This is a genomic window from Syntrophales bacterium (genome assembly GCA_030018935.1).
In the GTDB taxonomy this organism is placed as follows: Bacteria; Desulfobacterota; Syntrophia; order Syntrophales; family CG2-30-49-12; genus CG2-30-49-12.
In genome coordinates, this window is the sequence record JASEGZ010000033.1 from 1 (window position 1) to 21,592 (window position 21,592).

General features: G+C 49.4%; 23 protein-coding genes and 1 pseudogene. 12 read left to right on the top strand and 12 right to left on the bottom strand.

The genetic code is table 11. The features are described 5' to 3' along the window. From QMD03_07080 to rpoH, 7 genes and pseudogenes are all read left to right on the top strand, one after another. Nucleotides 1–505: hypothetical protein (locus QMD03_07080; GenBank protein MDI6776987.1), on the top strand; the 505-nt coding region annotated here is incomplete at its 5' end. Nucleotides 506–611: 106 nt separating this feature from the next. Continuing rightward, on the top strand, nucleotides 612–1,076 hold the full coding sequence (locus tag QMD03_07085) for a hypothetical protein (protein MDI6776988.1): 465 nt from the start codon (nucleotides 612–614) through the stop codon (nucleotides 1,074–1,076). 411 nt (nucleotides 1,077–1,487) lie between these two features. After that, nucleotides 1,488–2,276: an enoyl-CoA hydratase gene (locus QMD03_07090; GenBank protein MDI6776989.1), complete on the top strand. Its 789-nt coding sequence runs from the start codon at nucleotides 1,488–1,490 to the stop codon at nucleotides 2,274–2,276. A 94-nt stretch (nucleotides 2,277–2,370) separates the two neighbouring features. Further along, nucleotides 2,371–2,448: pseudogene (locus tag QMD03_07095) on the top strand (hypothetical protein). A 64-nt stretch (nucleotides 2,449–2,512) separates the two neighbouring features. After that, nucleotides 2,513–2,572, top strand: a complete 60-nt coding sequence (locus QMD03_07100) for a hypothetical protein (protein MDI6776990.1) — start codon at nucleotides 2,513–2,515, stop codon at nucleotides 2,570–2,572. A gap of 42 nt (nucleotides 2,573–2,614) precedes the next feature. Further along, complete coding sequence (locus QMD03_07105; protein MDI6776991.1) at nucleotides 2,615–3,085, top strand: HAD hydrolase family protein; 471 nt, start codon at nucleotides 2,615–2,617, stop codon at nucleotides 3,083–3,085. 252 nt (nucleotides 3,086–3,337) lie between these two features. Continuing rightward, the gene (gene rpoH / locus QMD03_07110; GenBank protein ID MDI6776992.1) at nucleotides 3,338–4,201 is read left to right on the top strand and encodes an RNA polymerase sigma factor RpoH; all 864 of its coding nucleotides are present in this window, start codon (nucleotides 3,338–3,340) and stop codon (nucleotides 4,199–4,201) included. Here rpoH and dnaB read toward each other — a convergent pair. From dnaB to QMD03_07170, 12 genes are all read right to left on the bottom strand, one after another. Beyond that, nucleotides 4,198–5,553, bottom strand: a complete 1,356-nt coding sequence (dnaB, locus tag QMD03_07115; GenBank protein MDI6776993.1) for a replicative DNA helicase — start codon at nucleotides 5,551–5,553, stop codon at nucleotides 4,198–4,200. The two genes, rpoH and dnaB, sit on opposite strands and share 4 nt — an antisense overlap. After that, complete coding sequence (gene rplI / locus QMD03_07120; protein ID MDI6776994.1) at nucleotides 5,554–6,009, bottom strand: 50S ribosomal protein L9; 456 nt, start codon at nucleotides 6,007–6,009, stop codon at nucleotides 5,554–5,556. Between the two features lie 195 nt (nucleotides 6,010–6,204). Further along, complete coding sequence (gene rpsR / locus QMD03_07125; GenBank protein MDI6776995.1) at nucleotides 6,205–6,471, bottom strand: 30S ribosomal protein S18; 267 nt, start codon at nucleotides 6,469–6,471, stop codon at nucleotides 6,205–6,207. Nucleotides 6,472–6,474: 3 nt separating this feature from the next. Then, on the bottom strand, nucleotides 6,475–6,978 hold the full coding sequence (gene rpsF, locus QMD03_07130; GenBank protein ID MDI6776996.1) for a 30S ribosomal protein S6: 504 nt from the start codon (nucleotides 6,976–6,978) through the stop codon (nucleotides 6,475–6,477). 108 nt (nucleotides 6,979–7,086) lie between these two features. After that, nucleotides 7,087–8,028, bottom strand: a complete 942-nt coding sequence (locus QMD03_07135) for an SDR family oxidoreductase (protein ID MDI6776997.1) — start codon at nucleotides 8,026–8,028, stop codon at nucleotides 7,087–7,089. 93 nt (nucleotides 8,029–8,121) lie between these two features. Further along, on the bottom strand, nucleotides 8,122–9,300 hold the full coding sequence (locus QMD03_07140; GenBank protein MDI6776998.1) for an acetyl-CoA acetyltransferase: 1,179 nt from the start codon (nucleotides 9,298–9,300) through the stop codon (nucleotides 8,122–8,124). A gap of 20 nt (nucleotides 9,301–9,320) precedes the next feature. Beyond that, nucleotides 9,321–10,733 carry a zinc ribbon domain-containing protein gene (locus tag QMD03_07145; protein MDI6776999.1) on the bottom strand — a complete coding sequence of 471 codons (1,413 nt, stop codon included), beginning with the start codon at nucleotides 10,731–10,733 and terminating at the stop codon, nucleotides 9,321–9,323. A 56-nt stretch (nucleotides 10,734–10,789) separates the two neighbouring features. Continuing rightward, on the bottom strand, nucleotides 10,790–11,626 hold the full coding sequence (locus QMD03_07150) for an enoyl-CoA hydratase-related protein (protein MDI6777000.1): 837 nt from the start codon (nucleotides 11,624–11,626) through the stop codon (nucleotides 10,790–10,792). Nucleotides 11,627–11,703: 77 nt separating this feature from the next. After that, entirely contained in the window at nucleotides 11,704–12,372 is a 669-nt protein-coding gene (locus tag QMD03_07155) for a PHP domain-containing protein (protein ID MDI6777001.1), read from the bottom strand. A gap of 5 nt (nucleotides 12,373–12,377) precedes the next feature. Further along, a complete protein-coding gene (locus QMD03_07160) occupies nucleotides 12,378–13,307 on the bottom strand; it encodes an enoyl-CoA hydratase/isomerase family protein (GenBank protein ID MDI6777002.1) in 930 nt (309 codons plus the stop codon). A gap of 1 nt (nucleotide 13,308) precedes the next feature. Further along, nucleotides 13,309–14,526 (bottom strand): CoA transferase, encoded by a 1,218-nt coding sequence (locus tag QMD03_07165; GenBank protein ID MDI6777003.1) that lies wholly within the window; start codon nucleotides 14,524–14,526, stop codon nucleotides 13,309–13,311. A gap of 93 nt (nucleotides 14,527–14,619) precedes the next feature. Beyond that, nucleotides 14,620–15,861, bottom strand: coding sequence for a CoA transferase (locus QMD03_07170; protein ID MDI6777004.1), 1,242 nt, complete (start codon nucleotides 15,859–15,861; stop codon nucleotides 14,620–14,622). Between the two features lie 267 nt (nucleotides 15,862–16,128). Between QMD03_07170 and QMD03_07175 the strand changes: the two genes are divergently transcribed. The 5 genes from QMD03_07175 to QMD03_07195 all read left to right on the top strand — a co-directional run bounded on the left by QMD03_07175 (nucleotide 16,129) and on the right by QMD03_07195 (nucleotide 21,554). Further along, nucleotides 16,129–17,298 (top strand): acyl-CoA dehydrogenase family protein, encoded by a 1,170-nt coding sequence (locus QMD03_07175; GenBank protein ID MDI6777005.1) that lies wholly within the window; start codon nucleotides 16,129–16,131, stop codon nucleotides 17,296–17,298. Between the two features lie 157 nt (nucleotides 17,299–17,455). Then, complete coding sequence (locus QMD03_07180; GenBank protein MDI6777006.1) at nucleotides 17,456–18,745, top strand: KamA family radical SAM protein; 1,290 nt, start codon at nucleotides 17,456–17,458, stop codon at nucleotides 18,743–18,745. 99 nt (nucleotides 18,746–18,844) lie between these two features. Further along, nucleotides 18,845–19,822: a hypothetical protein gene (locus QMD03_07185; GenBank protein MDI6777007.1), complete on the top strand. Its 978-nt coding sequence runs from the start codon at nucleotides 18,845–18,847 to the stop codon at nucleotides 19,820–19,822. A 68-nt stretch (nucleotides 19,823–19,890) separates the two neighbouring features. Continuing rightward, nucleotides 19,891–20,907, top strand: coding sequence for a hypothetical protein (locus tag QMD03_07190; GenBank protein MDI6777008.1), 1,017 nt, complete (start codon nucleotides 19,891–19,893; stop codon nucleotides 20,905–20,907). A gap of 107 nt (nucleotides 20,908–21,014) precedes the next feature. Continuing rightward, nucleotides 21,015–21,554, top strand: a complete 540-nt coding sequence (locus QMD03_07195; GenBank protein MDI6777009.1) for a DUF47 family protein — start codon at nucleotides 21,015–21,017, stop codon at nucleotides 21,552–21,554. Nucleotides 21,555–21,592 lie beyond the last annotated feature (38 nt).

The following is a 21,592-nucleotide window of genomic DNA, read 5'->3' on the forward strand; positions in this document are numbered from 1 at the left end:
TTGCTTTAAAGAATTCAAAAGACAGGTATTATTAGTGTATGTAGGATTCATTATTATTGTTATTGCATATTCTTTCAGTGAGGCTCTCGCGGCATATGCTTTTTGTGGATATATTATTATTTTTTTCTATTATTGGACTCACTTATGGTCTTGTGCACGACTTATCGGGAAAAACCCATTCCTTTGGGTCAGCATATCTGGGTTTCTATCATTTCTTGGTCCGGCATATGCCTATCAAATGTTAAAAAAATCTGCAGAGGACCAAGGCTATATATCTTCTTATATATTAAAACCTAACGCGGAATCAGTCTGGAGGGGTAATCGAGCAGGTTGGATCGCAGCAATTGTGACCTTCTGCTTTTTTTTCGCCATGTTTTCGTTCGCGCAAGACCCGCCAAAACCATTGGGAGGTGTTATTCAGGGGTTGATATGGGGTATAATAATTGGTCGGTTAGTTAAATATTTAACCAAACGTCCAAAACATGAGAAAGACAAGACGGCATGAAAATATGAAAATAAACCCCTAACAATCGCATCAACTCGGACTGGCAATTCCGCTGCGCTCCATTGCCAGCCGGTTATGCGGAGCGTTGGCTGCAAGGAAAGATCGCATGGATGTCTTAGACGAGCTTAAAAGGCTGGTCACGAAACTTGATGAAGAGAGAATCGAGTATGCTCTTTGCGGCGGATTGGCCATGGCCGTGTATGCTCTTCCAAGGGCCACTCTCGACGTTGATATAATGATCGAGTCGAGTTCACTTAACAGGTCGAAGCGAGCGGTCCACGAGTTGGGGTTCACCATGAGCGCACTGCCGATGGAGTTCCACGGGGGTAAGGTACATATCCACCGCGTCAGTAAAATCGAGCCAGACACAGGAGAGACGCTGGTTTTGGACTTACTCATCGTGACGCCCGAGATAGAGCAGGCATGGGAAAGTCGCACGAAGGTGGGATGGGAAGGTGGTACCCTCAGCGTTGTCTCGCCTGAAGGTTTGATTCTCTTGAAGTCCTTTCGTAGGAGCGGCCAGGATCAAGACGATATTGAATATCTCAGGAGTATTATAGATGAAGATTGATATGAGTCCGGCTGCTATTACACTCCGGCTGAGACAGGTCATTCAACTGAGGCGCGCTTGCTTGACGCTGGCAAAGTCGAGCACGGGCCTGAGAATTCGACGGAGATATGCAGCCAACAAATCGGTCCAGCGGACCTCGCTTGCGCTCGGTAACCGACCTCCACGTTAGCGACCCACGCCCCGCTGGGGCGGTTTATCAAGGAGTAACTTTTTTGAAGTTACTCAGAAGGCCTGTGGAACTATAAACTTAAAGAAATCCCAAAAATAGATCTGTCCCAATACTGTACAATACTGTCCCATACTGTATACTGTCGCCGGCTTTTGAGTATCTGATTAGAGGACTTAACCATGTGAGCAACAAAATGTAACATAAAACAACACCGGTATTTGAAAAGAAAGGAGAGAAAAGCGATGAAAGATTTAGAAAATATAATTTTGGAGAAGAAGGCGGGTATAGCGAAACTAATATTAAACCGCCCGGATGCGATGAACGCTTTGGATGAGAAGACATACGAAGAACTATGGATAGCAACTGAGGATGTTCGCACTGACAATGATGTGCGAGTGGTGATAATAACGGGAGCAGGAAGGGCTTTCTGCACAGGTTTAGACCTCAAGTATGGGGGGAAAATTTTAGGGATGAACCAAACGGAGCTAAGAGCAATTATGAGTAAGATACAGGAGACTTTTATGTTGGAGAGGATAGAGAAACCAGTGGTAGCAGCAGTGAATGGTTATGCCTTAGGGAACGGCTGTGACCTCGCTTTAGCTTGTGATTTTAGAATAGCGGGAGAAGAAGCGAGATTTGGAATGACCTACACTAAGCTTGGACTCATCCCTGACGTTGGTGGGACATATCGCTTGGCAAGGTTGGTAGGGGTTTCTAAGGCAAAGGAATTGATATTTACAGGTGATATGATAGATGCGAGGGAGGCGGAGAAGATAGGACTGGTGGATAAGGTTGTAGCGGCAGGAGAGTTAGAATCAGCAATGATGGAATTTGCGAAGAAGTTAGCAAAGTGTGCACCAATAGCGATTGGGATTGCCAAAAAGGCGATAAACAAAGCTCTTGATACTAATCTAAGAGAAGCATTAGAAAACGAGCTGCAAGGGCAGATTTTATGTTTCCAGACGGAAGATGTAAAAGAGGGAGTAAAGGCGAGGATAGAGAAAAGAGAACCTATGTTCAAAGGTAAGTGATATCCATTTCAAGTCCTACTATTGGATATTCAAGCCCAAAGAACATATTACCGCGTCACTCGCCGTCCTCCTGCCGCTGAGGACGGTGGGGATTATGGGGGATCAGAGAACTTATGAGCATGTCGTGGCTATACGCGCCGTAACGAGTGACGATGCCATGACGGCGGACTGGGCCAGGCTGCCCTATGACCTTCTCGGCAGGATCTCTAACCGCATCATCAATGAGGTGAGGGGGGGTGAACCGGGTCGTCTACGACATCAGCTCAAAACCACCCAGTACGATTGAGTGGGAGTAAAGGGGGATTAAGTTCGCCCCTTTGCACGTTCTGGAGGTTACCATGCTTGAGATTGATATTCCCGGTTTTGGGCCTGTCGTCCTGGAGCACCTGGTTTCAGATTTTACAGGCACCCTGTCGGTCGGCGGAAGACTTTTACCGGCGGTAAAGGAACACCTCAACAGGATAGCAGAATTTCTAAAGGTGCACATACTGACTGCTGATACCTTTGGTATGGCCCGAGCAGAACTAAAAGAGGTAAATTGCATCATCCGGATACTTTCCGGTGATGACCATGATATTCAGAAAGAGGAATATATCGGAAGGCTCGGTACGGAACATGTTGTCACCTTTGGCAACGGGAAAAATGACAGGAGGATGCTGAAGGCGGCAAGGATCGGTATAGCTGTTTCCGAGGGTGAAGGCTGTGCGGTGGATGCACTGATGGCATCAGATATTCATGTAAGAAGTGCCCTCGATGGGCTCAACCTTCTGCTTAATCCGAAGAGATGTAAAGCAACCCTGAGATTTTAATATAACAGATGAGGACCAATTGTGAGGGGCGAGAGAAAAAGGAGAGAAAATTTTCCGTTTCCCTCACAAAGTAATCGAGGGGTACGAGGGGTACAAGGGGTACAAGGAGCACGAAAGGCAATTCTGATCCCTGATCCCTGATCCCTGAGTAAAGAAAAATCTGTCAAGAGTAAAGAAAAATCTTGACTAATGGCAAAATATCGTCATATAATTTAAGATAGTGGAATTACTGGAAAAATGGAGGAACACCGGATGAAATTGCCTGCGATTACCAGTTCCCTTGAATTATATATTGCGGAGATCAACCGCTTTACCATCCTGAAGGCAGATGAGGAGTTCCAACTGGCTGTCAGGTTCAGGAAATATAATGATATGGAGGCCGCCGAGAAACTGGTTGTCTCAAACTTAAGATTTGTGGTCAAGATTGCCCATGAATATAGGAATTACGGAGTCAAGCTTGCCGATCTGATCCAAGAGGGGAATATCGGTCTCATGCGCGGGGTGAAGAAATTCGATCCCTATAAGGGATACAGACTCCTCTCCTATGCGGTCTGGTGGATAAGGGCATATATCCAGAATTTCATCATCAGGTCATGGAGCCTCGTTAAGATCGGAACCACGCAGACCCAGAGGAAGTTATTCTTCAAACTGGGTGAGGCAAAGAAAAAACTCGAAGCTCTTTCCCAGAAATTGCCCGAATTCAGAGAAATTGCAGAATCTCTGGGAGTTAAAGAGGACGAAGTCAAGGAAATGGACCTTCGCCTGACTCACCGAGACCTTTCACTGGATGCCCCCATAGATAGTGAAGATGAATCAAGGACGATTATTGGTTGTTTACCCTACGGAGGCGAAGATCAGGAAACGATGCTGATCAAAAAGGAGCATGGGGATCTGGTCAAGAGGAACATCGCCGGGGCGCTGGCAAAGCTCAATGAGAGAGAGGGTTATATCATCAGAAATCGAGTTATGGCGGACAATCCAGAGACCCTCCAGGAAATCGGTAATCGTTACAATATCACGAGGGAACGGGCAAGGCAGATTGAAAAGCAAGCACTTAAAAAGCTGCGTCTTGCCATCCCGCATCTGGGAGGGGAACCGGAATTGCTGGAAGCTTAGGAAGTCTCACCGGAAAGGGCAAGGTTTTCAAAGCGGGTGTATTTTTCGAGAAAGGCCAGCTTTACCACACCTGTCGGACCATTTCTCTGTTTTCCGATGATAATCTCCGCCATACCCTTTTCCGGATTATCCTCTGATCTATTGTAGACCTCATCCCTGTAAATGAAGGCAATCAGGTCTGCATCCTGTTCAATAGCTCCCGATTCCCTCAAGTCAGCCATCTGCGGTCGTCTGTTAGGACGATCCTCTACTCTTCTGTTAAGCTGTGAAATGGCTACCACCGGGACATTCAATTCCTTCGCCAGGGCCTTCAGAGAACGGCTGATCTCCGATATTTCCTGTTCCCTCGAATCTTTGTTTGTTCCACTTCTCATCAACTGGAGGTAATCGAGGATAATCAAACCAAGGCCAGCCTCGGCCGTTAGTCTTCTTGCCTTTGCCTTCATCTCAAGAACCATCATAGCCGGTGTATCATCAATAAATACGGGAGCCTCGGAGAGCCTACCGGCGGCAGTAGTCAATTTGGGCCAATCTGTCTCTCCGAGGAATCCTCTCCTGATCCGCAGAGAGTCCACCCTGGCCTCCGAAGACAACAGGCGGATGGCGAGTTGTTCTCTTGCCATCTCGAGGGAAAACACGGCGACGGGAATACCGGCTTCCACTGCCGCATGCCTGGCAATATTAAGGGCAAGGGCGGTTTTTCCCATACTGGGCCGACCGGCGATGATGATCAGGTCAGATTTTTGCAGCCCTGAAGTCAGCTCGTCAACTTTTTCAAAACCGGTGGGAATACCGGTGACAAGTTCTTTTCTCTCAAAAAGTCTCTCGATGGTTTTGAAGCTATCCTTGATCAGGTCTTTGATGGGGAAGAAGGCGGGCCTGATCTTATTTTCAGATATCTCGAAGATGGCATGTTCTGCCTCATCCAGGACATTATCTACATCTGCCCCGGTATCGTAACTCTTGCTCAGGATATCGGTAGCCGTCCCGATGAGCCTGCGCAGAATCGCCTTTTCCTTCACAATTTTTGCGTAGTGGGCTATATTGGCTGCCGATGGGACGTTGTCAACAAGGGAAGCCAGATAGGCCATCCCCCCCACGATATCCAGTTGCTTCTTTTCCTTTAAAATATTACTGAGGGTGATCAGATCACTCGGTTCGCCTTTATCGGCAAGTTCAAGGATGGCAGCAAATATCCTGCGATGGGATTCACTGTAGAAATCACTGCTATTTACTACTTCCAGGACAGTGTTCAAACTCTGGTTTTCCAGGAGGATTCCCCCGAGAATGGACTGTTCAGCCTCGATATTCTGGGGGGGCACCCTGTGTAAAGAGGTATCAATGTCTTTCATCTATTCCTCGGCTTCACCTACAACCGTGATCTTAACCTCCGCTGTAATACCGGAATCTAATTTAATCCTCACAGGAAATTCGCCGAGAGACCTGATCGGTTCCCTGAGAATGATGTTTTTTCTGTCAATCTCTATGCCCTGTTTGCGGAGTGATTCTTCAATGTCTTTTGTATTGACTGAACCAAACAACTTTCCCTGTTCCCCAATGCGCCGCGAGATGGTGCAGGCCTTAAGCCCGGAAAATTTTTCCGCCAGCACCTCGGCTTTCTTCCTTCTCGTTTCAGCCCTTTGCAGGATAAGTTTTTTCTCATGCTCTAAGGCCTTGAGATTTTTACTACTCTCCTCTATGGCAAGCCCCCTGGGGATCAGGAAATTCCTTGCGTAGCCATCGGCTACATTCAATGCAGCTCCCGCTTTCCCCAGAGATTCCACGTCTTCCTTCAAAATAACCCTCATACAAATCCCCCTTTCCAGAAGGCACTGAGGCACAAAGGCACAAAGTTTACCCATCACCTATTTTTGCTCAAACTGCTAAGCATGCGATCAGCAATATTGCTGGAAATAAAACAACAACGTCTCATTTGAGAAACCAAGCTATATATTTCCTTTGTGCCTCAGTGCCTCAGTGCCTTTGTGCCTGCCCCAGAGGCTTCAACCCTCGGAGACAACAAAAGGCAGAAGTGCGATCGTCCTCGCCCTTTTTATGGCCAGTGTCAGCACCCTTTGATGTTTAGCGCAACTTCCAGTAATTCTCCTCGGCATGATCTTACCCCTCTCAGTGAGAAGGTCTCTCAAGATGAGGGGATTTTTGTAATCTATTTTCAGGTTTGAGTCCGTACAAAATTTACAATACTTCCTTTTCGAAAAGAACCTCTTCTGAGGTTTTGAGGCTTTTCTACCTTTTATCGGTAATGCCATCTCTTATTCACTCCCCCCTTTATCCTCTTCTTTTTCTGTACCCCCTCCTGACAGGGCAGATTCTTCACCCCCTCCGTTCGTTTTAGTTTCTGTAACCGTCTCCTCCAGCTTACCAGTTTCGGTTGCGGTGGTTTTTATCTCAGACGGGAGGGAGACTTCTTCCTCCTTTACCTTCTTACCGGCAGCGGCTATCTCATTTTCAATCTTCTGAAGATCAACTTTATCTTCTTTTTTCACCGTGATGAATTTCAAGATCCTGTCGTCAATCTTGAAATTTCTTTCCAACTCAGTAACGACAGCACTAACACCCACGAAATCAATAAAAATGTAATACCCCTTTGCTTGTTTTTTGATCACGTAGGCAAGTTTTCGCTGGCCCCATCTCTCGATTTTAACCACAATACCCTTCATGTCTGTGATGATCGTCCTGTATCGTTCAATCACCCCCACAATTTCATCGTCGGGTAGATCAACCTGGACAATAAATATAGTTTCGTATCTCCTCAAGTTTTTACCTCCTTCTGGCTCTAAAGTTCGAATACTCTAAGATTCGAACAAGGAGTCCTGTAGTGCAAATTTTCCTTTTCTCCCGCAAGTTTTCCTGATCCCTGACCCCTATTTAGCCTTGTGCTTTTCAGCCGGTGCCGGGTTAATATAACCGGTAAGGAGGGTCTTGGGCACAAACTCCTCCAGTTCTTCAACCCGGAACATGCCATTCTCGACAGACTTATAGATGGCCAGCGTTTCTACCGGCTCACAGTAAATGGCAATTCTGCCCTTTTCCACATGGAACACCCGCCCGTTGATATTGGTCGCTGCTTCGCTGACTAAGTAAACCACCATGGGGGGAACATATTCCGGCCCTGGCATGGCCATGAAGGAATCATAAAAAGCTTTGGTAATCAGGCCACTTTCCAATCTCTTTGTCATACCGGCCTTTACCTCTTCGGTCATGGTCATCCTGGTAGCGGCAATGGGGGCAATACAGTTGGCAGTAACACCGTAGCGGCCCATTTCCCGGGCAATCGCCCTGGTCAGGCTCACGATGCCGCCTTTAGCAGCTCCGTAATTACACTGTCCAACCGTACCCCGCCAGGCATCAGATGTCAAGTTCACTATTCTGCCGAAGCCCTGTTCTCTCATTTTCACACAGGCGTGACGACAGAGATTAAAGGTGCCTTTTAAGTGTACGGCAATTACTAAATCCCAATCTTCCTCGGTCATATTCCAGATCATACGTTCTCTCAAGACACCAGCGCAATTAATGACAATATCCACCCGACCGAAGTTCTGTACGCAACTCTTGATTATCTCTTCGGCAACCTTAAAATCGGTTACGGAACTGTAATTCGCCACGGCGGCGCCACCTTTGGCCTTGATCTCGGAAACTACCTTATCCGCTGGGGCAAGGTCCGTGCCACTTCCGTCCCTGGCCACCCCCGGATCAACAATCACTACGCTGGCGCCTTCTGCCGCCAAAGCCAGCGATATTTCCCGACCAATTCCCCCACCGGCGCCGGTAACCACGGCTGCCCTACCTTTTAGTCTTTCACCCATTTTTACAACCTCCCTTTCTTACGTCATACGTCTTCCGTCTTATGTCTTATGTCTCACGACTTACGACTTATGACTTACGACTAATGTTTTATGTCAGTCCCGGCAACCTAAGATAGTTATAACCGGCAGAAGCATCCCGGGATGTCCACCCTGTGCCATGGCCAAACCCAAAGAGGGGTTTTTCACCTGCCGGGGGCCGGCCTTACCTCTTAACTGTAGGTACAACTCATTGCACATCCTGAGGCCGGTTGCGCCTAAGGGATGGCCAAAGGCCTTCAGGCCGCCATCGGTATTTGCAGGGAGTTCTCCCTCCAGGGTAAACGTACCTGCCTCTACTTCCTGCACCGCCCTGCCCCGCTCGCAAAAACCAAGTGCATCGTATTCAGTCAGTTCGGCAATGGTAAAACAATCATGAACCTGGGCCACACTGATCTCTTTACGAGGGTTCTTTATCCCTACCGCCTCATAAGCCTGTCTGGCGGCGGCTTCCGTCTCCGGCAGGTGATCATATTTATAATCTATGTCTTCCTTGCCCAGACAGGGCCCCATAGCTACACCAAAACCCTTCACCAGGACATAATCATCCTTAAAGGATTTGGCTATATCCGCCGAACAGATGATGGCTGCGGCTGCACCATCGGTTGTCGGACAGCAATCGAAGAGACCCAACGGCCAGGCAATGGTGGGTGCATTGAGAGCCTGTTCCAGTGTGATCTCTCTCTGGAAGTGCGCCTTTGGTGAAAAGGTGCCGTTATGGTGGTTTTTTACGGCTATCTTAGCCAGGGCCCTCTTGCCTTCCTCCGGTTTTATACCATGGGTTTGAAAGTACCTGGTGGCAATCATCGCCCACCTGCCTGGAGCAGTAAAACCCTGACCGTAGACGGGGTGGAAAAAAAACTCCGGCAGGCCAGCGTAACCGCTGTCTTTCAGTTTTTCCACACCAGCCACCAGGACTATATCATAAAGACCACAGGCCACGCCAAAACAGGCATTTCTCAGGGTGTCCATACCGGTGCCACAGGCATTTTCTATTCTCGTTATCGGCTTGTATTTTAGCTTGAGCGGTCTGCCCAGTGTCTCCCCCGTAAAGGCGGAACCAACGCTGCCTAACCAGGCTGCCTCAATATCCTTTGTTTCTACTCCTGCATCAGCATAAGCCTCATAAACGGCATCAATGAGCATATCCTCCACGCTCATATTCCAGTTTTCACCAAATTTTGTGCAACCCATGCCGATAATGGCCACTTTATCTTTTATCGCATCTACTCTCACTGTTATCCTCCTTCTTTAGTCTATCTAACTGGCCGACATTTCCAGAAGTAGCTATAGTATCCTTCCGCTTCGCCCATCTTCCTGAAGGTTAGATCCAGGGGCATATCGAGTTCGACCTTGTCGGGATCACGATCGGTCATCTGGCCGTAGAACCTTAGATTTCCTTCCAGATCAACGATGCTCACAATCACCGGTGGATCGAGGGATTGGGCCAATTCATCCTTAGAAAAGGTAAACAGCTTACCCTTACGCTCCGTAAGTGATATCTCCCTGAATTGATCTTTAGCCTGGCAGTAGAGGCAGATCCTCTGCGGCGGAAAGAAGGCCCGGCCACAACTGGTGCACTCAGAACCGTTTAAGCTATAGATCATTCTCCGGTCTCTATGGATGACCACAGCCGAAGAGACCTGGGGCGGGCGGCGCCGGCCGCTTTCTACCTCCATGAGTTTACGGAAACGGATATACTTCTCATAGTTCGAGAGGTAGTTCTTCGCCTTGAGGTATCCCTGGACACCCCGGCGTTCTTTATCCATCGCCGGTTTCTCCTTTACATGGAAGGTAAAGATGTCACAGCCGTCACCGTAACTCACTAAAAGTAATTTATCATCCGTGTTTGCCTCCTCCACAGCCGCCACCAGGATCAGCAGGGCAAAAGCAGCGCCGGTGTTGCCGACGGTGTCAAACATGGGATTGGTCACCTGGGTTTTGATGTCCAGTTTCAACATCCGGCAGGCCTCCTGATGCCCGCGGGCATCAGGGGCATAAAGAGCTACCTTATTAAAATCCTTGAGACTTGTGTTTTGCTGTTTCATAAAAGCGCCGACGGCTTCACTTACATTGGCCAGGTAGCCCTGGGTGGCAACAAAACGATCCTCCCACTTCTTTGTAAATGCATGGCTATCCAAGCGCCACTGGTCAATTATCTCACTCGTGTGGGTATAGCTGGACACAAGATCAATACTCCCCTCCTTGCCAATTACCAGGGCAGCGGCTCCATCGCCAAAAACCTGTTCAAATTCTGAGCCAGGCGCCCCCAGACGGCAATCAGCAGCAACAACCAGGACTCTCTGTGCCGAACCGGCTTTTACTGCATCCACGGCCGCTCGCAAGGCATTTGTTCCGGCCCTTAAAGTGTCGGTGAAATCTACGGCAAATACCCCCTTCTTTAAATTCAAAGCCGAGGCGATAACGGCCGCCCCCTGTTTCTCTTTGTAGGGCGCCGTGGTTGTAGCGAAGTAGAGACCGTCAATGGTTTGACGATCTATACCATGAAGCGCATCTCTGCCTGCTTCCACAGCCATGGTTACGCTGTCTTCATCGAAGTTGGCCACTGCTTTTTCGCCTCTTTGAGCGCCACCCCATGCTCTAACTATTTCTTCACGTTTTAACCTGTAATACGGTATGTAAGCGCCAGTTGATATAATGGCGGGCATTTTCTTGCCTCCTTTCTACTACCGATCTGTTATCTGTGGGTTTCCGATCAAGCCTCTTATTCTTCATAAATCCCCGGGAATAGCTCTTTTCTCCGGAACTTCATGGGGTCTGGCTTCTTCTTCTCCCAGAATGATTGTTTGTAGTATTTAGCCTCCTCCGTGGCATAGTATCTCCATAGGGCATCAAAGGACTGGATCTCTAATCCCCTTATCTCCGCACTCATGAGGTTGAAGGCTGCCTTGAGACCCTTGATGGCACCAGGGCTTTTTGCCAGGATCTCGTCACACCACTTGTCTACCTCCTCCTCTAACTTGTCGGGAGGCACGACTGCATTCACCAATCCCATCTCCAGGGCTTCCCTGGCGGTATACCGCCGGCAGAGGTACCAGATCTCCCTTGCCTTCTTCTCTCCCACCACCCTGGTCAGGTAGGCGGCACCAAAGGCACCGTCGTAGCTCCCCACCATGGGACCAGCCTGTCCGAGTTGGGCGGTCTCTGAAGCTATGGAAAGGTCGCAGATCTGCTGGAGCACCTGCCCCCCGCCAATGGCAAAACCATTTACCGCGGCGATTACCGGCTTAGGCATTTCTCTTATCAGGGCGTGGACCTTGGGAGTATGCTTGAGCATCTCGGAGCTGTAGCCGGCTTCCGCCTCCTTGGCATCTCCTCCCGTGCAGAATGCCTTGTTACCCGCTCCGGTAATAACAACAACACCAATGCGGTCATCGCCCCCGGCATCCTCAAACGCCTCTGCAAGCTCCTTGCCGGTATGAGAGGTGAAGGCATTAAATGCCTGGGGTCTGTTGATAGTTATCTTAGCCACTCCTGGCCTCTTCTCGTAGAGAAGATCGGTGAAATTAAAGTTAGGTACCTTTTCCCACGTATAAGCCATCTTCAAATTTTCCTCCTTACATTAATTTTGGTTGACTACTTTGGTTGATTATTTGATATTTTCCTTCTGGTCTTTCATCATGTCCGGCGGAACCAGTTCAGGGCGCCTTTCTGTTCCGGCAGGCGGCGGTCCTCGGCTTTAAATTTCCCCTGTTTCAACTCTGCCACCAGCTCTGCTTCGCTCCTGATAACACTCTCAAATACTGTAACGCAACACCCTACCTGGGCTGGAATATGGGCATCGCTCCCCCCGGTGCCATTCAGACTCAGTTCTTTACTCACTTTCTGACAATGAACAACTTCCGCCTCCGACGACCAACCGTTAATTACCTCCATCGCGTCAACCAATTCGAGGAGCTGATATTTATGGTTAGCAGCAATATCTGAGGCGGCAGGGGAAGACGACAACCGGTTAAAATTACTTCTAAAGGGATGCGCAGCGACCAACACCCCCCCTGCCTTTTCCACAAACTCTCTAAATTCCCTCGCCCGGGAAATACTCCGCGGGTAACTGTCTATCCCGAAAACTAAGATATCACCCAGTTCTGTGCTCGCTTCCAGGCCGGCAAAAAAGGGAAAACTGTATCTCCATGATAAATCCGCCGCTATCCGCGACTTTTCGTATCCGTGCTCCGTAATGCAGACCCCGTCCAGACCGGCCTTTTTAGCTTCCCTGAAAAGGACCTCCGGGGTGATAATACTATCACCCGAGATCGTGGTATGGATGTGTAAATCTAAAACCGACACCTTGGTTATCTTAATTCAAACTCGGGAGGCCAATGGGAATCCCTCGTAACCGTCGCTCCCTTCACCCCTTTGTCTCTTCTCTCCTTAAGCAAATTAAATTCTCCCTCCCGGTAATGGATGGCGGTTTGCATTGCGTGTCCCATATAGCCTAAATATTCTCCCGCTGCTACTCCCGCAGCATCTATAACCCCCTGCAAAAATGTCTTTCCCATCACAATGCCATCGAGGGGCATGGACGCCGCTGCCAGGGCCAGTTTCTCTGTTTCCTCCTCGAGTTTATCATAAGGAACTACCTTATTCACCAATCTGCACTCTAATGCCTCCTCGGCAGTAAATGCCTTCCCCGTTAAGACCATTTCATTCAACCTCCTTACGCCCATGAGCTGCAACCAGTAGGCAAGGTCAAGGGTGGGACCGATATACCTGAAACCAGGGTGGGTAAAGCGGGCATCAGGGGTACAAACCACCAGATCACAGGCCATGGCTACCTGAAAGTGGTAACCGTAACAGTAACTGTGTACCTGAGCGATGGTGGTCTTGAGGCACCTATGCAGCGGCTCGAAGATCAATTCTTTCAGCCCCATATCCACCAGCAATCTCTCCGTTTGACCTGGGCGGCGTGCCTTTCCCGTTGTGTCATGACCGTGCATCGTCCCCAATTCGACAACATCATGCCCGGTGCCGAAACATCGCCCCGCCCCTTTAAAGATAATCACCTTTACCTCGTTGTCCCAATTTAATTCCTGCATTATTTTCGCCAGGTAAATGTAGTGGCTGCGCAGAGTGGAGTTCAACTTCTCCGGACGGTTAAAAGTAATTGTGGCGACCTTTCTCTCCGGATTCTTCTCCAGGAGAATCTCATTCTTTACCCAGTCCATATCCCTTTCCAACTGTTTGCCCGGCTCCATAGCCGGCGCGTAGATCTTCTCTTCCATCTTAAATTATCTCCTCCTTTATGAGTTGTTCTATTTCCTGTTCACTGTATCCGCCAAAGCTCTTCAGAACTTCCTCCGTGTTTTCTCCCAGCAGGGGGGCGGCTTTTCTTGTTTCCGCCCGGGCGCCGCTGAAATGGACAGGAAAACCCGGAATCTTGACCCTGCCAAAGGTGGGATGATCAAGTTCAGCCAGATAATTTTCCCTTATCTGTGGATCATGCTCCAGTTCAATGGGGCGATTCACGGGACTGACAATGAAGTCATTTTCTTTAAAAATTTCCAGCCAATCATCCCTGTCCCCGGTTAAAAAAATCTCCTGCAGTAGAGAAATAAGGTCTCGCGAGTACTCCTCGGCCCTCTTTTGCGGGGTATCGAATCTCTCATCCTTTTCCAATTCCGGGTGGTTTATTGCCCTGCAGAAACGGTTCCAATCCTCACCAGGTTGAAGAGTAATGGCAAACCACCTCCCATCTCGACAACAATAATAGTTGCGGGTGGGATCGGTATCCATACGGCGGTGACGGGGCACGTCCTGATTAAGCCAGAGGGCGTTCAAAAAATTAAAATAGCCCAGGTTCAGGGCAGTCCCCAATATGGATGTCTTAACCTCCTGACCCTTGCCGGTGCGCTCCCGCATAAAAAGGGCGGCTAATATCCCCTGGCTGAGCATAATGGCCGTTGCCTGATCAACAAGACCGAAATGGAGAAGGAGAGGGGGCATATCCGGTTCTCCCATGCTGAACATGATTCCTGATCTTGCCTGGCCCTGAAAGTCAAAACCGCCGATATCTTTGTAGGGACCCTTATCTCCGTAAGCCGAAACAGAAGCATAAATCAAACGGTGGTTAAAACTGGAAAGTATGGGATAGGTCATCTCCATCTTGGCGACAATTTTTCGCCGGAGATTGGTGACAAAAATATCAAACTGAGGGATTAAGCGGTAAACAATCTCTCTTCCTTTTTCCTTGGTAAAATCAATGGTAATTGATTTCTTGTTTCGATTAGAGGCCTCAAAGAAAAGGTTTTTGCCGTCCGGCAGATTGAATGAGGTTCGTCCAAAGCGGCTCCTGTGCCGTATGGGGTCGCCTTTACCGCGCTGTTCTATTTTAATCACTTCCGCTCCCAGATCGCCGAGGATCGCCACACCCCCCGGGCCAGCATGGAAGATGCCCCACTCTAAAACACGGATCCCCTCCAGGGGATACTCCATACTTTCCATCTATCTCCTCATAAGTTCTCTCATATTTGCCCTGTCCGCACATTACTTCTCACACCCGGCAAAATAAGGGGGAAAGGTCAGTGTTAAATATATTTAACAACGGGGCTTTACCGGGGCAACCTTGATCACCTTTGCGGCGGCAAGTTCTCTGACCTGTTCGTCTGTATAGCCAACCTCGTGGAGTATCTCTTCACTGTGCTCGCCTAATAAGGGGGGAGGGGATTGCGGCCTGCCGGGGGTCTTCTTGAACTTCACGGGAACACCTAACATTTTTATCATGCCCCGCAGGGGATGATCCAGGTTCACCACCATTTCGTTCGCCGCCACCTGCGGGTGGCTGAAGAGTTCCTCGTAATCAAGGCAAGGGTCGCACCTCATCTTCGCTTCCTTGAATAGCTTCTGCCATTCGGCCTTGGTCTTCTTTCTGAAGGCTATGTCAAGGAGAGGGTAAAGATCCTTACGATTTTCATATCTTGACTTATCATTGTTGAACCGGGGATCATCAGCCAACTCATCTATCTCCAATACTTTACAAAACCTGGGCCACAGGGGATCACTGCCGAAAAGAGTGATAATATCCCCATCCGCCGCCGGGTAGGCGCCATACGGAGGCGGCGACACCGGAGACGCCCTCCCCGCCCTCTGACATTGAATCCCATCTATCAGGTAAAGGTGTATCTCGGACATCTGAAGGTACATAGCGACATCTGTCTGGTTTATCACCAGTTCCTGGCCCTCTCCTGTCCTCGCGCGGTGGAACATGGCAACCATGATCCCATAGGCGCCCATCCAGGCGCCGGCATGGTCAACGATGGCCGCAGAAACCATGGTGGGAGGATCCCCCGGGCAGCCCTGAAGACTGACCATACCTGTAAAAGCCTGGGAATACATGTCGCCGCCGATTCGATGCGCCAGGGGGCCGGTTTCACCGAATCCGTAAAAAGAACAGTAAATAATATCAGGTTTGATTTTGCTTAAAACCTGATAACCCAATCCCATCTTATCCATGGTTCCGGGGCGGAAACTGTGGATAACGACATCAGTGTTTTTCGCCAGTTCCTCGACTGCCTTTTTTCCCCTCTCGTCCCTGAGATCAATGGCAAGGCTCCTCTTGTTACGGTTATGGGCAAGCCACATGGGAGAATCAATTTCCGCCTCCTCTAATCCAAAGACTTCTTCCATCCCTGCTGCCTTACCCCTTCTTATTGCCTCTCCGGTAAGTCTCTCTATCTTGACCACCTCCGCCCCCATATCCCCCAGCATCAGGCCACAGAGGGGGCCCATCAAGGCTAGAGAAAAATCCAACACCTTTATCCCTTCTAAGGGTAAAGTCATAAGCTCTGCTCCGATGAATTTAAAAAATATGTAGTGATGACAATTGTCTTTTCTGGGTCTGGAATAATGCTCCCCTGTAGGAAATTCCCTATCTCACACCCCGGAAAAAGTCAAGGAGTTTGTCATCCCAAATCTGTGTTTTTTCCTTGGACTCACCCCTATTTTTATAGTATTGAATTAAAAATATCCACGCAAGCCTGAAGGCAGAAAGAAGCTCCTTCAGGGATGGGCGTTTTTACAAATATACTAACAAAAAGGAGGAAAAAAATGGCTATTTGTTTTGACTTAACTCCGGAACAGGAAGAGATTAAACGGCAGGCAGGGGAATTCGGTGAGAGGGAGGTCTTGCCGATAGCGGCGCAGATTGATGAAAAAGACGAGATGCCCTGGGATTTGTGGAGGAAAATGGCGATGCCTCCCCACAGATATACGGCAATGTATATACCCAAAGAGTATGATGGAACGGCATGGCCTATACTGGATATATGCATCGCCGCGGAGGAGATCACTTTCGCCTCTCAGTCAGCCATGGCGGGAATGCTTATGGAGGCGCCCGGTCTCGCCCCCACGACGATCCTGGCCGGCGGAAGTGAGGAGCAGAAGAAAAAATATGTGGCTCCCGTAGCCCGGGGGGAGGCATTTGGTGCTTTCGGACTTACCGAACCCGGTGTCGGTTCCGATGCCAGTGCCCTGGAGACTGTTGCCGAATTCAAGAACGGTAAGTACATCCTTAACGGAAGAAAGAGATATATGAGTTTTGCCCATGCGGCGGATTGGGGAGTGGTTATGGCCAAGACCGATCCTGCCAGGGGGGCAAGGGGTGTCAGTGCATTTGTGATAGAAAGGGGCACCTCCGGCTATTCAGTAATTGAGAGGGTGCCAACTATGGGCTGCCGGGGTCACCAGGACGAAGAGGTGCTCTTGAAGGACTGTATCATCCCGAAAGAGCAACTGGTTGGTGAAGCGGGGAAGGGGTTGAAATACGCTTTATCTACCCTCGATGAGACGAGAACCACCCTCTGTGCCGGTTTTCTCGGTCTCACAAGGGCAGCTTTTACAGAGGCTGTAGAATATGCAAAGACCAGGTTCGCCTTTGGTCATCCTATAGGTGAGTATCAATTGGTCAGTTTTTCTCTCGGTGATATTGCCACTGAAATTGAAGCGGCCCGCCTCCTTATCTACCGTGCGGCGCTATTGGCCGACAGGAAGGTGAAGCATAGTGCCGAAACTGCATCTGCCAAGGCTTTTACCTCGCAGTTACTGCTGAAGGCTACTAATCTGGCAGTGGAGGTTCATGGAGGGTTTGGTTGTACAAAACGCCATCCCGTAGAACGCATGTTCAGGGATGCGAGGACGTGGGTCTTCGCTCAGGGAGCCCCCTATGTGCAAAGGCTGGTAAATGCAAGAAGTATTTTCCCCGAATTGACTATAAGATAGCAAGGGCGAGATAAATAAAAAAATTAAAAAAATATATTGACACATCTTGACAACAAGAGTAAAGCGAAGGGGAAAATTCCGCCGGTCCCCGGTGCAGGGCAGCAAGAGGAGAGGGGTATATATCTTTCTTTTTTGCCAGGGAAAGGAGAAGAATATTATGGAAAGCGAGAACCTGTTTAACGAGGAAGCAGAACCTCCCGGGAGTTTGACAGGTCTTAGTGGTCTTAGAAATCATACAGATAAAAGCTTTTCACAGTGTAACACCCTTTACAACTCTCCCGTGGTTCTGGCTAAGACGGTCCGCATTTTGTCGCCGTTTAAAGACAGTTCGAGGTCCAAGGATTTTCGTAAACGCTTCTTTCCAGAAATAACATGTGCCGAGTGGCACGACTGGCGCTGGCAACTCCGCAATCGTATCGGGGATGTGCACACGCTGGCACGGATAATCCGGCTTTCGGAAAATGAACGTCGCGCAATGCTCCATCACGCAAAACCGTTACCGGTTGCCATCACACCCTACTATGCGAGTCTCCTCGACGAAAACGATGTTTTGCAACCGTTGCGTCGCACGGTGGTACCTGTGGACGATGAATGCATACGTACCCATGGTGAAGCGGACGATCCCCTGGGAGAAGAGCTTGATAGTCCCGTTCCTGGGATTGTCCATCGTTACCCGGACCGCGTCCTTTTCCTCGTGACCAGTTTCTGTTCAACCTATTGCCGGTATTGCACCCGTTCACGCATGGTCGGTGGCAACGGTGAACACCGCTTCGACATCGTCCAGTGGGAGAGAGGTATCGCCTATATCGCTGCGAATCCAGATGTTCGGGATGTACTGTTATCTGGTGGCGATCCTCTGACCCTTTCTGACGAGAAACTGGCATGGCTTCTATCCCGCCTGAGAAAGATTCACCATGTGGAAATTATCCGTATCGGCACCAAGGTACCTGTGGTGATGCCCCAGCGTATCACGCCAGGTCTTGTCCGCACGTTAAGGCGCTATCACCCGCTCTGGATGAGTATCCATATCACCCATCCGGACGAGTTAACCCCTGAGATGAGTCAGGCCTGTATTCGCCTTGCCGATGCAGGTATCCCTCTCGGCAGCCAGACCGTTTTGCTTGCCGGAATCAACGATAATATTGAAACGATGAAGCGGCTTGTTCAGGGACTCCTCCGGATACGTGTGAAACCGTATTACCTCTATCAATGCGATCCTATTCCTGGATCGTTTCACTTCCGGACACCGGTAGTCAGGGGACTGGAAATCATCCACGGTTTGCGTGGTCACACCACCGGCTATGCGGTGCCCACCTATGTGATAGACGCCCCCGGTGGCGGCGGTAAAATCCCCCTTCTTCCCGAATATGTTGTTGGACGGGACAACGGTGATCTTCTCCTTAAAAACTATCAGGGACAAATCTATCGTTACCCGGATAAAACATAAGTCGTAAGTCGTAAGTCATAAGTCAAAAGACATAAGACGTACGACGTACGACGTATGACGTATGACGTACGACGTACGACGTAAGGGGGGAGTGAGGCTTTGAAGATCGGGATTACCTATGACCTTCGTGAAGATTACCTTGCCGCAGGATACTCCCCGGAGGAAACGGCAGAATTTGACTGTTCAGACACAGTTGACGCCATCAAACAGACCCTTCAGGGTCTGGGTTACCAAACAGATCTTATCGGCAACATCAAATCCCTGACCAAACGGCTGGCGGCAGGCAACCGCTGGGATCTGGTTTTTAACATCGCGGAGGGGCTTCAGGGATTTGGCCGGGAAGCACAGGTCCCCGCCCTGCTCGATGCCTACAACATCCCTTACACCGGCTCTGATCCCCTCGTGCTTTCCCTGGCCCTCCACAAGGGCATGACTAAACACGTGCTCCGCAGCCTCGGCATCCCCACCGCCGACTTTGCCCTCGTGGAGATGGAAGATGATATTACGGGAGTTAAGCTTCCCTTTCCCCTTTTTGCCAAACCGGTGGCGGAGGGAACCGGTAAGGGTATCACCACTGCCTCAAAGATTACAACCCGGTATGAGCTGAACAATGTTTGCCGGGAGCTCCTGACGACATACAGACAACCCGTTATCGTCGAGACCTTTCTGCCCGGGCGGGAGTTTACTGTTGGCGTCGTCGGCACGGGAAGGGATGCTATCGCCATTGGTGTGATGGAGGTACACCTCAAGGACCATGCCGAACGGGACGTCTATTCTTATTTCAACAAGGAAAACTATGAAGAACTCGTGGCATACCGTCTGGTAAATGACGACGTGGCGGAGGAGGCAAAAGATAACGCCCTTGCCGCCTGGCGTGGCCTTGGCTGCAGGGATGCAGGCAGAATTGATCTGCGTGCCGATTGCATGGGCAGACCAAACATTATGGAAGTCAACCCCCTGGCAGGGTTACACCCACAACATTCCGACCTCCCCATCCTCTGCCGCCTGACCGGTATCGCCTATTATGAGGAACTCATCGGTATGATCATACGCTCTGCCCTGAAGCGTAAGTCGTAAGTCGTAAGTCATAAGTCATATGACAAAAGACATATGACGTATGACATATGACGTATGACTGATGTTTTATGACTGATGTTTTAGATTGGCATTCCGTGAAAACTGTTGTGTTGCATGGTGAGGTATCCGGAGAAGCGGGAAAGGATGAACAGGATGTCCTCGTTCAGGTCGAGGTCGTTTTCCAGGCCCTTTCTGAATTAGGATATGACCCCGTTATTGTCCCTCTTTCCCTGAACCTCACAGAAATAATCGTCAGGTTACAAGCTATCCGGCCTGCTTTTGTTTTTAACCTTGTGGAATCCATAACAGGTCAGGGCCGTCTGATTTACATCGCCCCGGCCATCATGGATTTCTTAAAAATTCCCTACACCGGATCAAGGACCGAGGCCATGTTTTTGACTTCCCATAAGCTCCTGGCAAAAAAGATTCTCCGGACAACCGGCATTGCCACCCCGCCATGGTTATCCCTTGATGAAATATTCACGGGTTCACTGCTTGAAGGCCCGTATATTATCAAGTCTGTCTGGGAAGATGCATCTGTCGGGCTGGATGAGGATTCTGTTATCTTCGCAAGGAGCCGAGACCACCTCTGTCAGGAAATGGTCTCCCGGCTCGGAAATCTTGGCGGCGATTGTTTTGCCGAGATGTTTATCGAGGGAAGGGAGTTTAACCTCTCCCTCCTTGCCGGAGATAACGGGCCGGAGGTCCTCCCCCCTACCGAGATAAGGTTTGACGGCTATCCACCTAACAAAAATAGGGTAGTCGGCTATCGGGCCAAGTGGGATGAAGATTCCTTCGAGTACCATCATACGCCACGATGCTTTGATTTCCCGAAGAAGGATGAACCCCTGCTGCGCAATCTGGTGGAGCTGACCAGGCGGTGCTGGCACCTGTTTCGTCTACAGGGATACGCAAGGGTTGACTTCCGGGTGGACCAGGCCGATATGCCCTGGGTGCTGGAGGTCAACGCAAATCCCTGTCTCTCACCGGATAGCGGATTTGTCGCGGCAGCGGCACAATCTGGCTTGGAATTTAACCAGATAATTGAACGGATCATTAAAAACGCCGTAACTGAGGGGTTATAAGCCCCCCTCATCTCGGAAGAGGAAGACAAGGGAAAAATCGGCAAAAGGTATTGCTTTTTTCAAGATAATTCGCTAAAGGACAGGTACAAAATTGAAGGGGCTGGCTGATGCGATTCATACCCAGGGAAGAAAAATTTTTTAATTATTTTGAAGAACTCGCGGAGAAGATCGAAGAGGGAGGAATCCTCTTTCTCGAAATGGTTGAAAGCTATGAGTATTCCGAATCGAAGACCGCAAAACTCAAGGAAATCGAACACGAGGCAGACATCATCACTCATAGAACTTACGAGAAGATGCACAAGACCTTCCTCACCCCTTTAGACCGTGAAGACATATATGACCTGGTCAACAAGATGGACAGCATCCTCGATATGATTGAGGCCTCAGCCGCAAGGATGTATCTGTATAAGGTCAAAAAACCGTCCAGGGAGATCGTCGCTCAGGCCAAGATTTTAACGGAGGCCATTGCAAAGATAAAAAAGATCGTTCACAGTCTCAGGGATATGAAGAATGCCAAAATGATCCTGGAGGCATGTGTAGAGATCAATACCCTTGAAAATGAAGGTGATTATATCCTGAGAACAGCAATGGCCTCTCTGTTTGAACATGAAAAAGATGTCTTCGAGCTAATTAACCCTACAACGTAACATGAAAACCGCCACTTAATGCCTTTTTCCTGTGACAA

Coding starts and splice junctions, on each gene's coding strand:
- rpsR (MDI6776995.1), bottom strand. CDS start 6,471: ATGGCATTACCGATAAAAGGTAGAAAAGCCTCAAAACCTCAGAAGAGG.
- QMD03_07085 (MDI6776988.1), top strand. CDS start 612: ATGGATGTCTTAGACGAGCTTAAAAGGCTGGTCACGAAACTTGATGAA.
- dnaB (MDI6776993.1), bottom strand. CDS start 5,553: ATGAAAGACATTGATACCTCTTTACACAGGGTGCCCCCCCAGAATATC.
- QMD03_07090 (MDI6776989.1), top strand. CDS start 1,488: ATGAAAGATTTAGAAAATATAATTTTGGAGAAGAAGGCGGGTATAGCG.
- QMD03_07165 (MDI6777003.1), bottom strand. CDS start 14,526: ATGGAAAGTATGGAGTATCCCCTGGAGGGGATCCGTGTTTTAGAGTGG.
- QMD03_07135 (MDI6776997.1), bottom strand. CDS start 8,028: ATGGGTGAAAGACTAAAAGGTAGGGCAGCCGTGGTTACCGGCGCCGGT.
- QMD03_07170 (MDI6777004.1), bottom strand. CDS start 15,861: ATGACTTTACCCTTAGAAGGGATAAAGGTGTTGGATTTTTCTCTAGCC.
- QMD03_07145 (MDI6776999.1), bottom strand. CDS start 10,733: ATGCCCGCCATTATATCAACTGGCGCTTACATACCGTATTACAGGTTA.
- QMD03_07180 (MDI6777006.1), top strand. CDS start 17,456: ATGGAAAGCGAGAACCTGTTTAACGAGGAAGCAGAACCTCCCGGGAGT.
- QMD03_07190 (MDI6777008.1), top strand. CDS start 19,891: ATGACTGATGTTTTAGATTGGCATTCCGTGAAAACTGTTGTGTTGCAT.
- QMD03_07150 (MDI6777000.1), bottom strand. CDS start 11,626: ATGGCTTATACGTGGGAAAAGGTACCTAACTTTAATTTCACCGATCTT.
- QMD03_07105 (MDI6776991.1), top strand. CDS start 2,615: ATGCTTGAGATTGATATTCCCGGTTTTGGGCCTGTCGTCCTGGAGCAC.
- QMD03_07175 (MDI6777005.1), top strand. CDS start 16,129: ATGGCTATTTGTTTTGACTTAACTCCGGAACAGGAAGAGATTAAACGG.
- QMD03_07160 (MDI6777002.1), bottom strand. CDS start 13,307: ATGGAAGAGAAGATCTACGCGCCGGCTATGGAGCCGGGCAAACAGTTG.
- rplI (MDI6776994.1), bottom strand. CDS start 6,009: ATGAGGGTTATTTTGAAGGAAGACGTGGAATCTCTGGGGAAAGCGGGA.
- QMD03_07195 (MDI6777009.1), top strand. CDS start 21,015: ATGCGATTCATACCCAGGGAAGAAAAATTTTTTAATTATTTTGAAGAA.
- rpoH (MDI6776992.1), top strand. CDS start 3,338: ATGAAATTGCCTGCGATTACCAGTTCCCTTGAATTATATATTGCGGAG.